15 protein-coding genes are annotated in these 12,019 nt (G+C 70.3%); 1 reads left to right on the top strand and 14 read right to left on the bottom strand.

The genetic code is table 11. The annotated features are described in order from the left end of the window. Window positions 1-66 precede the first annotated feature (66 nt). The 6 genes from IBX62_09685 to IBX62_09660 form a co-directional block, all read right to left on the bottom strand. Complete coding sequence (locus tag IBX62_09685) at window positions 67-531, bottom strand: HD domain-containing protein (GenBank protein MBE0477355.1); 465 nt, start codon at window positions 529-531, stop codon at window positions 67-69. A 130-nt stretch (window positions 532-661) separates the two neighbouring features. Further along, window positions 662-1,339, bottom strand: a complete 678-nt coding sequence (hypB, locus tag IBX62_09680) for a hydrogenase nickel incorporation protein HypB (protein ID MBE0477354.1) — start codon at window positions 1,337-1,339, stop codon at window positions 662-664. Window positions 1,340-1,341: 2 nt separating this feature from the next. Beyond that, window positions 1,342-1,755: a hydrogenase maturation nickel metallochaperone HypA gene (locus tag IBX62_09675; protein ID MBE0477353.1), complete on the bottom strand. Its 414-nt coding sequence runs from the start codon at window positions 1,753-1,755 to the stop codon at window positions 1,342-1,344. Between the two features lie 7 nt (window positions 1,756-1,762). Beyond that, window positions 1,763-2,533: a twin-arginine translocase subunit TatC gene (gene tatC, locus IBX62_09670; protein ID MBE0477352.1), complete on the bottom strand. Its 771-nt coding sequence runs from the start codon at window positions 2,531-2,533 to the stop codon at window positions 1,763-1,765. Window positions 2,534-2,557: 24 nt separating this feature from the next. Further along, entirely contained in the window at window positions 2,558-2,833 is a 276-nt protein-coding gene (locus tag IBX62_09665) for a twin-arginine translocase TatA/TatE family subunit (protein MBE0477351.1), read from the bottom strand. A 169-nt stretch (window positions 2,834-3,002) separates the two neighbouring features. Then, a complete protein-coding gene (locus tag IBX62_09660; protein MBE0477350.1) occupies window positions 3,003-3,338 on the bottom strand; it encodes an STAS domain-containing protein in 336 nt (111 codons plus the stop codon). A gap of 161 nt (window positions 3,339-3,499) precedes the next feature. Here IBX62_09660 and IBX62_09655 point away from each other — a divergent pair, with 161 nt between their 5' ends. Further along, window positions 3,500-3,853: an STAS domain-containing protein gene (locus IBX62_09655; protein MBE0477349.1), complete on the top strand. Its 354-nt coding sequence runs from the start codon at window positions 3,500-3,502 to the stop codon at window positions 3,851-3,853. Between the two features lie 74 nt (window positions 3,854-3,927). Here the strand turns inward: IBX62_09655 and IBX62_09650 are convergent, their stop codons facing one another. The 8 genes from IBX62_09650 to IBX62_09615 form a co-directional block, all read right to left on the bottom strand. Beyond that, the gene (locus IBX62_09650; GenBank protein MBE0477348.1) at window positions 3,928-4,578 is read right to left on the bottom strand and encodes a tetratricopeptide repeat protein; all 651 of its coding nucleotides are present in this window, start codon (window positions 4,576-4,578) and stop codon (window positions 3,928-3,930) included. Between the two features lie 68 nt (window positions 4,579-4,646). Beyond that, window positions 4,647-5,045, bottom strand: coding sequence for a hypothetical protein (locus IBX62_09645; protein MBE0477347.1), 399 nt, complete (start codon window positions 5,043-5,045; stop codon window positions 4,647-4,649). Between the two features lie 9 nt (window positions 5,046-5,054). Continuing rightward, window positions 5,055-5,537, bottom strand: a complete 483-nt coding sequence (locus IBX62_09640) for a SoxR reducing system RseC family protein (GenBank protein MBE0477346.1) — start codon at window positions 5,535-5,537, stop codon at window positions 5,055-5,057. 64 nt (window positions 5,538-5,601) lie between these two features. Beyond that, window positions 5,602-6,948 carry an amidohydrolase family protein gene (locus tag IBX62_09635; GenBank protein ID MBE0477345.1) on the bottom strand — a complete coding sequence of 449 codons (1,347 nt, stop codon included), beginning with the start codon at window positions 6,946-6,948 and terminating at the stop codon, window positions 5,602-5,604. Window positions 6,949-7,025: 77 nt separating this feature from the next. Then, window positions 7,026-7,760, bottom strand: a complete 735-nt coding sequence (gene ubiE, locus IBX62_09630; protein MBE0477344.1) for a bifunctional demethylmenaquinone methyltransferase/2-methoxy-6-polyprenyl-1,4-benzoquinol methylase UbiE — start codon at window positions 7,758-7,760, stop codon at window positions 7,026-7,028. Between the two features lie 12 nt (window positions 7,761-7,772). Then, entirely contained in the window at window positions 7,773-9,554 is a 1,782-nt protein-coding gene (locus tag IBX62_09625) for a TIGR04190 family B12-binding domain/radical SAM domain protein (GenBank protein MBE0477343.1), read from the bottom strand. A 160-nt stretch (window positions 9,555-9,714) separates the two neighbouring features. Next, window positions 9,715-10,377: a hypothetical protein gene (locus IBX62_09620; GenBank protein ID MBE0477342.1), complete on the bottom strand. Its 663-nt coding sequence runs from the start codon at window positions 10,375-10,377 to the stop codon at window positions 9,715-9,717. 180 nt (window positions 10,378-10,557) lie between these two features. After that, window positions 10,558-11,976, bottom strand: a complete 1,419-nt coding sequence (locus IBX62_09615; GenBank protein ID MBE0477341.1) for a hypothetical protein — start codon at window positions 11,974-11,976, stop codon at window positions 10,558-10,560. Window positions 11,977-12,019 lie beyond the last annotated feature (43 nt).

The following is a 12,019-nucleotide window of genomic DNA, read 5'->3' as shown; positions in this document are numbered from 1 at the left end:
TCCCGGGTCTTACCCCGACTCGCCGAGGACCCCCCGCGCCGCGCCTGCCGACGCGCCGCTCCCGGGCTACAGGCCGAGCTCGCCGGCGCGCGCCCGCATGGCGGCAAGCGCGATGCCGAGGAACTCCTCGCGCGAGAGCCCGAGCTCCTCCGCGGTCGCCATCTGATCCCGGTTCGCGCCGCGGGCGAAGGCCTTCTCCTTCCAGCGCTTCTTCAGGCTGGAGACCTCCACGCCGGCCAGCGACTTGTCCGGGCGCACGAGGGCGGCCGCCACGACGAAGCCGGTGGCGGGGTCGGCGGCGTACAGCGCCTTGTCCATCAGCGAGGCGCGCGGAGCCTTGTCGGCGTGGGCGAGGATCGCATTCACGACCTCGGGCTCGACGCGGCCCTCCAGCTCCTCGGCGGTGATCAGGCCGTGGCGGTCGAAGTCCTCGGCGGTCTCGACGTAGTCGAGGTCGTGCAGCAATCCGGCCAGCCCCCACAGGCGCTTCTCCTCGGCACCCACGCCCAGGGCCTCGGCCAGGCCCTCCATGATCGCCTCTGCGGCGAGGCAGTGGTTGACCAGGTTGCGCTGCGGGATGCGCTCCTTCACGAGCGCGAGAGCTTCCTGCCGGTCCACAACAGACCCCTCCTCGTCGGTCGTCGCGGGATCGCCCGCGCCCCTAACCTTGCGCGGCCGCCCGCGACCTCGCCGACTCGATCCGGTCGGCGAGCCACTCGGCCCACGCTTCCACTCCGTCGCCCTTCGTCGCCGAGATGGCGAAGACCGGCGCCGCGGGGTTCAGCGAGCGCACGACCGAGCGGAACTCCTCCTCGTCGAAGTCGAACACCCCCATCGTGTCGTACTTGTTCAGCACGACGGCCTCCGAGATCTGGAATATGTTCGGGTACTTGTAGGGCTTGTCGTGACCCTCCGGCACCGACAGGATCATCACCTTGGCGTCCTCGCCGAGGTCGAACTCCGTGGGGCACACGAGGTTGCCGACGTTCTCCACGATGATGAGGTCGAGCTCGTCCAGCGGCAGCGCCTCGGCCGCCCGGCGGATCATCTCGCTCTCGAGGTGGCACGCGCCGCCGGTGTTTATCTGGACCGCCGGTATCCCGTGCGCCTTGACCTTCTCGGAGTCGACCTTGCTCGCGATGTCCCCCTCGATGACCGCGATGCGGTACCGGTCGCGCAGAGCGGCGACGGTCGCCAGGATCGTGGAGGTCTTGCCGGCGCCAGGCGAAGCCATCAGGTCGAGCACGAAGACGCCGGCGCGCGCGAAGGCCTCGCGGTTCTCGGCGGCGAGCCGTTCGTTGCGGTCCAGTATCGGCTTGCCGATGTCCACGCGCTCCATGCTCACTCCTCCCCCGCCGCCACCGCCCCGGCGGCCGGCCCGGGATCCTCGAGCGCGTCGGCGAGCCCCTCGGGAGTCTCGATGTCGATGCTCGTGATCAGCAGCTCACGCCCCGCGACAGGCTCGTTGAAGGGGTTGCCGCACTCGGGGCACAGCGCGTCGAAGCGTCCGTGATCGAACTCGGTACCGCACCGGCCGCACCTCGACCGCGCGCCGACGTGCTCCACCGCGAGCTTCGCGCCCTCGGCCAGGGTGCCGGGCGTCAGGGACTCGAAGGCGAACTGCAGCGCGAACTCGACGATCTCGGTGAGCTCACCCACCCGGATCCTGATCTCCGCGATCCGCGTCGCGCCCCGCTCCTCGGCGGCCTCGAAGGCGGCCTCGAGTATCCCCCGCGTGATCCCCATCTCGTGCACGGCGGGTCTAGACCTCGTCCTCGGCCGCCCGCTGCGCGGCGATGCGCTTGACGAGCAGGAGTCGGGCGAGCCCGAGCGAGACCTCGTACAGCCCGAGCAACGCCACGAAGAGCAGGCCCATCGTCACCGGCGACCAGTCCGGCGTCGCGATCGAGGCCACGACCATCAGGATCACGTACGCGGTCCGCCAGTTCTTCCGCATCTTGCGGTACGGCACGATGTTGAAGGCCACCAGGTAGAAGATGACGATCGGTATCTCGAAGGCCAGGCCGAACCCCAGCATCAGCAACGTCACGCCGGAGAGGTACTTCGCCGCGTCGGGCAGGATCGTGACCGGCCCGCCCACCTGTCCGACCATCCACTCGATGGCCGTGCCGAGGATCACCTGGTAGCAGAAGACGTTGCCGGCCAGGAAGAGCACGACCGCCGCGAAGAACGTCGGGATGAAGTAGCGCTGTTCCTTCGGTTTGAGCGCCGGCAGGAAGAACGCCAGGATCTGCCAGATGATCACCGGGCTCGTGATGACGAGGGCCGCGTAGAGCGCGACCTTGAACCGGAACGTGAACGGGTCGAACGGGCCGGGCAGGACGAGCTGCCCGTCCACGATGCCGCCCCCGATGTAGGGCAGCACCGGCTTGAGCAGGAACCCGAGCATCTCCCAGGCCCAGATGTAGAGCACCGAGGACGCGACGGTCACGGCGACGGCGATGATGACGATGCGCCGTCTCAGCTCGGCGAGGTGCTCGAAGAACGGGAGGCGCTTGGGTGCGACTGGCATGAGCGGCGGGAGCGGGCCGGTCGCCTACTCCTCTTCCTCCTCCTCCTCCTCGTCGTCCGTCGCCGCGGCGCTCGCGGCTGAGGACTTGGGCGCCTCGGCGGCCGTGAAGTCGCCGTCCATCGGCAGGCCGCTCTTGTATATCTCGGCGCGGATCTGCTGCTCCATGCTGGACTGCATCCGCTTGAACTCCGCCATGAAGCGCCCGATCGTCCGGCCCATCTGCGGCAGCTTGTCCGGCCCGAAGATGAGCAGCGCGAACGCCAGGATGATCATGAGTTCGAAGCCGCTGATTCCGAACATGAGGGACCACCTTCTGCGGCCGGTCGCCTGCCGGGGCGCCCGGGGGCGCCGCGTATCGCAGTCTACGGATGACCTCGGCCACAGGCAAGCAAGAAGCCGGCCGCTTCGGCCGGCTCCCGCCGGTTCGTCTCCGGTATCCGGTCGCGTGGGACACCCGGGCGCCGCGCCCTCAGAACTGCTTCGCGTCGTCCTGGGAGGCGAATATCGGGAAGACCTTGTCCAGACCGGTGATGCGGAAGATCTTCAGGATGTTCTCCTTCGTGCACACCAGCCGGATCACGCCGGACCGCTCCTTGACGCGACGAAGGCCGCTGACCAGCACCCCCAGGCCGGAACTGTCGATGAAGCCGACCTTCTCCATGTCCACCAGGATGTTGACGCACCCGTCCTCGACGGCATCCACGATCCGCTGCTTCAGTGCCGGAGCGGTGTACACGTCGACCTCTCCGTCGAGGGACATGACGCACATGTCGCCTTCGCGCTCCACCTTGATGTCGAGTTCCATGTCTCCGACCCTCATTTCCTCCCGAAAGACGTTCGTAGATTGTAATATCCCCATAGGGGGGCGACAAACCCATCGGCCGACGAGCGGCCGCTCCGCCGGAAGCTGGAGCGGGGTTTTGGGGTACGAACGAAATGTCGCCGTGTGCCGCGTTAGGGGGGTCAATGTCGCTTACAATCGACCTTGAGCAGAGCGAGCCCTACTGGGTGCTGACGCTCACGGGGGACCTGGACTACGGCGAGTGCGCGGCCTTCAGGATGAACATCGACAGGATCCTGAAGTCGTCGCCGCCCGCCACGATCGTGGACCTCTCTCGCCTCGACTACCTCGACAGCTCCGGACTGGGATTGCTGTTGAGCCTATCCAAGGAGTACGGCGCGCAAGGCGGGCGCCTCGTGCTGGTCACCAACGAGACGGTGGACAACATACTGTCGCTCACGCGCCTGAACGGCATATTCTCGACGGCTTCGACGCTGGAAGAGGCCAAGACGGCCGTCGGGGAGGGTGTCGGCTCCTAGGAGCCGACCACTGCCTGCCCCGGACGCCTCTCATGTACCCGCGCCGCCCGGCGGCGCGCCCGCGCGACAGGTCGCTACCGGGTGCCGGTCGCCGGCCGGCTCGCCCCGAGCTCGCTCAGCCACTGACCGGCTCGCTGCGGGTCCCCCGACTTCCCGTTCGGGTCGAGCTCGAGGTACTTCTGCAGCGCCGAGACGGCGTCGGCGGTGCGTCCCACCTCCCGGTAGAAGATACCGGCGTTGAAACGGGCGGCCGCGAAGTCCGGCTGCTCCTCCACGACCTTCTCGACGGTCTGGATCGCGTCGGCGACGCGCCTGGCATAGAAGTACGAGATCGCCAGGTCGGTCCCCACAGCGGGATCACCGGGCCTCTCCGCGAGCGCACGCTCGTAGTAGTGCGTGGCCGCCAGCCAGATCGGCCGGTCGGCGCCGCCGGAGGCGAGCTGCTGGTCGCGCTGGACCTCCAGAGCCCAGTCGAAGTAGAGGTTGCCCTGGTCCACCAGCACCGTGTAGCTGGTGGCCTCGCTCGCCAGCCTCGCCTCGTTGGCGTCGGCCTGGGGAGCGAACTGCCCTGCGATCCGCGCGTACGCGTCGCCGCCGGCGGCTGTCGAGCCCCCGCCGGTCCGAAGACCGAGCGCAGCGATGGCCGGCCCGGCGGCGAAGGCCAGAGCGACCAGCACGATGACCGCCTTCACCCACGGCGCGGTGCGTTTCTTGTCGATCGCCATGCTGTCCTCCTCGGACGTGACGGGACCCGGGCGCGAGAGCGCGTGCCCGGGCCCTCGCGGTGTCGCGTCTAGTCCCCGGCCGGCGCCTCGTCCGATCCGCCCTCGTCCGGCGTCTCGGTCGGGGCGGCGGAGCCGGGCACCTCGCCGATCGGCGGATGGTCCTCGGGCAGCTGGCCGCCCTCGAGCTGCTCGGGCGTCAGCTCCGGCGCCGGGATCGAGGGCAGCTGCGTCGGCGCCGGCACGGCGGCCGGGCGCCCGACGGCGAGCCCTATGACGACGCCGACCAGCAGCGTGCAAAGCGCGAGCAGACCCGCGACGGGCAGCGTCACGCTCTGAGAGGCGAGCGAGGGCGAGGCGGCGGGTACGGCTGCGCGGGACGCGGGCTTGGAGGGAGCCCTTGCGGGCGCCTTCTCCGGCTCGGCCGGCTTCTCTTCCTCGTCGAAGAAGAAGTCATCCTGGTCGGTCACGTATTCCTCCTACGAGTTCATCCGGCCGCCCGGCGAGCGGTCGATCGGACCGATGGTCGAACGCCCGATTATAGCACGCACCCTGGGGCGGAACCGCTCGAGGCCGCACACGTCGGCGGCGAGTCTGCGTCCCAGCATGAACGTGCCCGCGGCGCTCGCCACGGCGGTCAGGGCCCCGGTGGCGTCCGGGTCCCATCCCGCCGCCCTGCCGAGCAAGAACCCGGCCACGTAGCCGAGGATCAGGCCTACCACCGGTAGGGCGTAGGAGATGGCGGACGCGTAGAGCCGCGCACCTCCGGGCAGCTCCACTTCCACCGAGTCGCCCACGCGCACGCCGAACGGGTCGGCGACATCGTGCATGAACATGCCGCCGTCTCCCGCCGTCGCGCAGTGCCCGCAGCTCGCGCAGCTGCTGCCCGAGGGCGTGACGCGAACCTGGATGCCCGCTTCGCCGACCTCCGTGACGACCCCGTTCTCTACGATCCCGCTCATGCTCACCGCTCCTCGCGCCGCTCTGCCGGCCTCCGTGGAGGTCCGGAGCACGCTCCGTGCCGGTTCAGCCGCGCAACTTCATGCGGATGGGCTCTGCGCGGCGCAGGATCTCCTCGGCGTCCATGGTCGCCCACCGCTCGCCCTCGTAGCGCACCTCGCCGTCGACCATCGTCATCAGCACGTTCTCCTGGTTGGAGGTGTGGACCAGGGCGCCGTAGGGGTCTCGGGTGGGCACCTGGTGGCTGCTGGAGAGCTCCACGGCGACCACGTCCGCGCGCTTGCCGGGCTCCAGGGTGCCGACGAGGTCGTCGATGCCCAGCGCCTTCGCGCCCTCTATCGTGGCCATCCTCACGAACCGCTCGGCCTCGAAGAACGAGTCGTGCGGGCGCGTCGCGCGCTGGAGCAGCAAGCCGATGCGCATCTCGTCGAAGACGTCCATCGTGTTGTTGGATGCGGGCGAGTCGGTGCCGATGCCGACGATGAGGCCCCGGTCGAGCATCCGCCGCAGGGGCGCGATCCCCATGGCGAGCTTGGCGTTGCAGCGCGGGCAGTGGGCGACTCTGACGTCGCGGCCCGCCAGCACCTCGATGTCGGCGTCGTCCACCTGCACGCAGTGAACGGCCAGGATGCCGGGCACGTCGAAGAAGCCCCACTGGAGCAGGTACTTCACGGGGCTCACCCCGGTGGGGAACCAGGCGACGTCGGGCCGGTCGAAGCGGTCCGAGTAGTCCACGGCGAGCCGTGAGCTGCCGTACTTCACGAAGTCGTACTCGTCGCGCGAGCCGGCAAGGTGCGTCGAGACGCGCAACCCCCGCTCGGCGGCGAGCGCGGCCGTCCGCCGGTAGAGCTCCGGATGGCAGCTGTACGGCGCGTGAGGGGCGATCCCGATGGCGGCGAGCGGGCCGGCCTCCTCGCCCCAGGCGGCCATCATCTCCTCGGCACCGGCGAGCACCTCGGGGATGAGCGACTTCTTCATCGTGGAGACCTCGCAGTACACCACCGCCCGGAGGCCGCTCTCCGCAACCGCACGCGCCGAGGCGCCCGTCTCGGTGATGTCGGCGATGGTCGTGATGCCCGACTGGAGCGCCTCCAAGGCGCCCAGACGTGCGGACTGGTCCCAGTCCGCGGGCTCGAGCAGCTGCTCCTTGTCCAGCAGGCTGAGCTTCCACCCGCTGTAGGGCAGGTCGTTGACGAGCCCGCGCATCACCGCGAACTCGAGGTGGGTATGCAGGTCGACGAACCCGGGCAGCAGCACGGCCAGCCCGTAGTCGCGCACTTCCTCGCCGGGGTGCGCCGCGGTCAGCTGCGCGCGCTCTCCCGCCTCGACGATCGAGCCGTCGCGCACGAGCACGGCACCGTTCTCGATGTGCGGCGAGCTGATCGGAAGGACGTAGCGCGCTGTGAGGAGCATGGCGACCTCCGGGCCTCTGAGCGTGGAGTCATGGTACATCAGCGGCGGGTCCAGGCGCCCGTCCGCGGAGCCCCCCGCTACTTCGTCGCCACGTGCAGCGCCACGATGCCGCCGGTGAGATTCGCCCACTCGACGTCGCGGAAGCCCGCGGACCGCAGCTCGGCGGCCAGGGCCTCCTGATAGGGGAAGGCCCTGATCGACTCGTTGAGGTAGACGAAGGAGCCGCGGTCGCCCGCGAGCACCGCGCCGACCAGCGGCACCACCCTCCCGAGGTAGAAGTGGTACAACGCCCGGAACGGGCGGCGGGGAGGCCGGGAGAACTCGAGCACGACGTAGCGCCCCCCGGGGCGCAGCACGCGGCGCACCTCGCGGAAGTTCGCGGCCCGGTCGGGAAGGTTGCGGATGCCGAAGGCCACGGTGGCCACGTCGAAGGAGTCGTCCTCGAACGGGAGGTTCTGGGCGTCCGCCAGCGAGAAGCCCAGCTTGGCCGAGCCGCGATACGCCTCGGCCTTTCGCCGCGCGACCGCCAGCATCTCCTCGACGAAATCGGTCGCGACGACCTCCGCCGCGCGCGATCGCCTGGCGACCGCGAGCGCGACGTCGCCCGTGCCCGCGCACAGGTCCAGCACCCGGTCGCCGGGGGAGATGCGCGCGACGCGCACCAGCTTGCGGCGCCACCTGCGGTCGAGCCCGAAGCTGGAGACGATGTTGAACAGGTCGTACCGGCGCGCCAGCCCGGAGAAGATGCCGTGCACGCGCTCGGCGGTCGGCTGCCCGGCGGCGGGCCGGCCCTCACCGGAGCCGCGCGGCATGCGCCCTCCTGACTACTTGAGCCGTGCCCGTGCGGCGGCGGGACCCGGGGCGGGTCGCCGCAGCCCGAGCATCGTAGCGAATGTCTCCCGCGCCCACAACAGAGCCGCGTTCCACACGTGCCGGTAGTTGGCGCGGGCGGGCCAGTTGAGCTCGGTCTTCTCGCACACCGTCGACTCGTTCAGCGAGTCGACCTCCCGTTTGAGCTCCCCCAGCAGTGCCGGTCGCTCGGGCGCCGGCCGGCGCATGATCGCGTCGATCGAGCGCATCGCCTCGCGCGCCCGGCCGATCCGCTCCTCCGTCGCCGAGGCCACTCGGCCGTCCAGCGCCCCGACGAGCGCCTTCACCCTGTTGATGCCGACCGCGGCCTCGTACGTGGCGTCCACCATCTCGTCCTTGGTCATCGAGGCGCTCTCGTAGTTCATGATGTGCTTCCACGACGGCTCGACGAGGAGCCGCCGGTGCTCCTCCAGCGTGGAGGCGAGCCGCGTGAAGCCGTACGCTCCCGGGTCGTCGAAGGCCCTCGACCCCGGGTCCAGGAAGGGCGCCATCGGCGAGATGAACGGCAGGAGCCGGGAGTCGCCTCCGAGCTTCTCGTACAGCGACTCGATGTAGCGCGGTGTCTCGAGCACGGAGGCCGCGGTCTGTGACGGGATGCCCGTCATGAAGTAGAGGTCGAAGCGCTTGCAGCCGTGCCGCAACGCCGCGGCGATGGACTCCTCGACCTGGGCCGTCGTGTAGTGCTGCTTGCCGAAGGCGGCGCGCACGCCGTCGTCGTGGCTCTCCACCGAGATCTCGACCGAGTAGTCGTCCAGGTGCTCGTCCAGGAACGCGTAGAACTCCTCGGCGGGCGGCTTGAAGAACTCGAACCCGATCGGGTTACGCAGCTTGATGCGCGCCAGTCCGCGCACGAACTCCGCGACGTAGGGACGGCCGGCCTGCAGGAAGTCGTTGAGCACGAAGATCGGGCCCGGGATGTAGCGCTGGATGTGCCGGATGTCGCGGACCAGCAGCTCCGGGTCCCGGAAAGCGACCTTGCGCCTCCCGAAGTGCTCCCGGAACGAGTACGCCGAGCCCCCGCACGTCACGCAGTCGTGCGTGCAGCCCCGGCACGTGAGTGAGGCGCAGACCGGATAGGACAGCCAGTCGCGGAAGGGCACGAAGCCCATCATGTCCCGATACCGGATCACCGCTCGCATGTTGAACGAGTAGTCCAGGGAGACGTCGTTCATGTCCTCGGGCACCCAGGAAAGCTCGTTGACGACGACCGCGCCGGAGGGGTCGCGGTAGGTGAGGTTCGGGATGTCGCGGACGTCCCCCCGGCGCTTGATCGCGAACATCAGGCGGGTCATGGGGTCCTCGGTGGAGTCGCCGCGCATGACGTAGTCGACGCACGGGTAGGTGGCCAGCTCCTCGTGGAAGTAGCTCGCCGAGAGCCCCCCGAAGACCACCGGGGTGTCGGGGTGGTGCTTCTTGACGAGCTTGGCGACCTCGATGGAGCCGTGCGCGTGCGGCAGCCAGTGCAGGTCGATGCCGAAGGCGAGCGGGTCCATCTCGCGGATGAGCGCCTCGACGTCCAGGTCGGGCTTCTTGAGCATCAGCACGGCCAGGTTCACGATGCGTACCCGCAGGCCGTGGCGCTCGAGGTACTCCGCCATCGTGGTGAAGCCCAGCGGGTACATCTCGAAGATCGGCGTGGAGGGCACCATGTCCGACACGGGACCGAACATGATGGAGCTCTCGCGGAAGTCGTAGACGCTGGGAGCGTGCAGCAGAACGAGGTCGATCCTCGGCATGACCGGTGAGGCCTCCAAATCCCGGGCCGCCCGTCCGCCTCTTTCGCGAGCACCGGCATGCTGAAGCGGAACGGCCTGGCTGAACACACATCTTACCCGACGAGGACGCCGGGCGCTGCCCGGGCATGCGCTCGTCGGCGCCGGAGCGCGGGTCCGGCGGTTACAACGCTCCGCGCGTCACCCCGCCGACGGGGACCTTGCACCGGCACGCGAGCGACTTGATGTCGCAGGGCATCCGCAGCTGGGTGATAGCCATCCCGTCGGGGCGCTCGACCTTGATCACGGGCGTCAGCAGCAGCGCGCCGCCCACGCCCGCCTCGTGCAGCAGGTCGACGCTGATCTGGACCCAACCCGGTGAGCACGCCACGAGAGCGACGTCGGTCAGGCTGCCCGGCTCGACCTTGGCGAGGTCGGTCAGGTGGTGGATCTCGATGCCGTCGACCACCTCTCCGGCATCCTCGGGCCGCTCGGAGAAGTACGCCACCGGGCGCACGCCGTAGCTGCGGGCCGGGAAGACCACGTTCAGCGCGCTCAGCATGTCCGCCGTGCCGACCTTCACGATCGGGTACTCCTCGTCCAGCCCGAGGAACTCGGCGAACCGGTCGAACAGCTCGTGGGGGGAGTACCCGGCGCCCGGGCGGCCGATGTCCCCGACGAAGGAGATGTCCCGCCGGACGGTCTCCTCCTTGATCCCGAGCTCGCCGGCGAGCTGGCGCGACGTGATCCGCTCGGGCGCGCCCGCGCGCAGCAGCTCCCCGAGGAAGCAGTGGTACAGGGACAGCCTGTAGACCGTCGCGTCGGGAACCGTGGGACCATCGTGCAAGGCGTGTCTCCCTACAACGCGGAGGAACCTCTCGGCGGATGGGCTCCGTGAGGCTGTTACCCGGAGGAGCCCGACGACGGTCGGCCCGCTCTCGACCCGGCGCCGCCCTCCTGTCACTTGTGTTCGACGCCGAGCGCCGTTCACCTGTCGGCGGCGCCGCTCGGCCGAAGCGGCGATGCTTCAGGGCTGCGTCGCGCCGCTGGAGGAGTGACAGCTGGAACTGCAGGTCACCGGCGCGTCCGTCTCGTCCGCGGGGGCGACCGGTTCGTGGCCATACGTCGTGTCCGCGCTCGTCTGGGCAGGACCGGCGTTCGCGCCGACCTCCTGGGCGCCCTCGGACACGCGGCTCGCCGGGTCGTGAGGACCGCCGTGGCACGCCGAACACGCTCCGGTGTCGGCCGAGCCGTGACCCGGGATGTCGGAGAGGCGCAGCGCGCCGCCGCCGGTGCCGTCGCGCCGCAGCCCCTCGACGGTCTGCGCGCCCACGGCCACGTACCGCCCGTCGTCGCTGTCCCAGACCTCTCCGTCCGTGCTCGTATGGCAGCTCAGGCACACCGCCCGGTACCCCTCCGGAGTGGAGGGGTCGAGCCCGCCACCGAGCTCGTCGGAGAGCAGTCCCGCGTTGCCGCGCGACGAGCCGTGCGGGTTGTGGCAGTCGTAGCAGGGCATAGGCGCGCCGGCGGGAAGCGTGCCGCCGGCGGTGCGGATCCGATGGCCGCCGCCGCCCGCGTAAGCGGCGCGCACGTCCGCTGCGGCCCCGGTGACCGCCTCCGGCGCCCCGTCGCCGTGGCAGCGGAAGCACGCCTCGGCGAACGCGCCGGTCCTCCCATCCTCGGCCGCCGTGGCCGCCGTGCTCGGGCGCAGGGCGCCGCGAAGCCCGTCGTAGGGCGCCGAGGACCGGTGCGGTTCGTGACACGCGAGGCAGCCGCCCGCCTCGTCCGCGGTGCCCTCGCCCGACGGGATGCGCGCGTGCGCGTTGCGGGAGGGATCGGCGTAGGTGGCCGGACCGGGGAACGTGCCCGCGACCGGATAGCCGTTCCCCGCGCGCAGCGGGGCCGAGGTCGCCGGGTAGCCCTCGCCGAACCAGCTCGCGTCCGCGTCGTGGCATGCCAGGCACCACTCGTTGCCGGCGCGCCCCGCCGACTTCCCGTTGACGACCGAGGCGGGCAGCTTCGGATGCTCCGAGGCGTCCTTGTGGGGGGAGTGGCAGCTCGAGCAGGTCCGCGTGAGCGCCCCCGCCAGGCCGGAGACGCCCATCCTGTGGCCACTGCCGGCCGCCGTCGCGAACCCCCCGGGACCGGACCTCACGTCGGCCGACGCTCCTCCCTGCCCGTCATGGCAGGACAAGCACAGCGTCACCTCGGTCTCGGCGCCCGCACCCGTTCGCCGCAGGACGCTCCGCTCCGAGCCGGCCGCATGCGACGCGTGGCAGGTCCCGCACAGCGGCGAGCCGGCGACGGACCCGCCATGAGGGGAGCGGGTCCACGCGGAGCGGACAGGGCCGGCCGGCGCGGAACGGGCCGACTCCTCGCCCTCGGCGTCCATCGCGCTCACCGCGTAGTGATAGCTCTGGCCCGGGATGCCGTCCTCGTCCTCCATGGAGGTATCCTGCGTCGTACCGAGAGGCATCCACGGACCCGCC

The organism is Coriobacteriia bacterium (assembly GCA_014859305.1).
In the GTDB taxonomy this organism is placed as follows: domain Bacteria; phylum Actinomycetota; class Coriobacteriia; order Anaerosomatales; family Kmv31; genus Kmv31.
This window is presented reverse-complemented; position numbering and strand designations above follow the sequence as displayed.

Bases quoted from the DNA above. Each gene is read 5' to 3' on its own strand.
- IBX62_09685 (MBE0477355.1), bottom strand. From the start codon at position 531: ATGGAGGGCCTGGCCGAGGCCCTGGGCGTGGGTGCCGAGGAGAAGCGC.
- hypB (MBE0477354.1), bottom strand. From the start codon at position 1,339: ATGGAGCGCGTGGACATCGGCAAGCCGATACTGGACCGCAACGAACGG.
- tatC (MBE0477352.1), bottom strand. From the start codon at position 2,533: ATGCCAGTCGCACCCAAGCGCCTCCCGTTCTTCGAGCACCTCGCCGAG.
- IBX62_09665 (MBE0477351.1), bottom strand. From the start codon at position 2,833: ATGTTCGGAATCAGCGGCTTCGAACTCATGATCATCCTGGCGTTCGCG.
- IBX62_09660 (MBE0477350.1), bottom strand. From the start codon at position 3,338: ATGGAACTCGACATCAAGGTGGAGCGCGAAGGCGACATGTGCGTCATG.
- IBX62_09655 (MBE0477349.1), top strand. From the start codon at position 3,500: ATGTCGCTTACAATCGACCTTGAGCAGAGCGAGCCCTACTGGGTGCTG.
- IBX62_09650 (MBE0477348.1), bottom strand. From the start codon at position 4,578: ATGGCGATCGACAAGAAACGCACCGCGCCGTGGGTGAAGGCGGTCATC.
- IBX62_09640 (MBE0477346.1), bottom strand. From the start codon at position 5,537: ATGAGCGGGATCGTAGAGAACGGGGTCGTCACGGAGGTCGGCGAAGCG.
- IBX62_09635 (MBE0477345.1), bottom strand. From the start codon at position 6,948: ATGCTCCTCACAGCGCGCTACGTCCTTCCGATCAGCTCGCCGCACATC.
- ubiE (MBE0477344.1), bottom strand. From the start codon at position 7,760: ATGCCGCGCGGCTCCGGTGAGGGCCGGCCCGCCGCCGGGCAGCCGACC.
- IBX62_09625 (MBE0477343.1), bottom strand. From the start codon at position 9,554: ATGCCGAGGATCGACCTCGTTCTGCTGCACGCTCCCAGCGTCTACGAC.
- IBX62_09615 (MBE0477341.1), bottom strand. From the start codon at position 11,976: ATGGAGGACGAGGACGGCATCCCGGGCCAGAGCTATCACTACGCGGTG.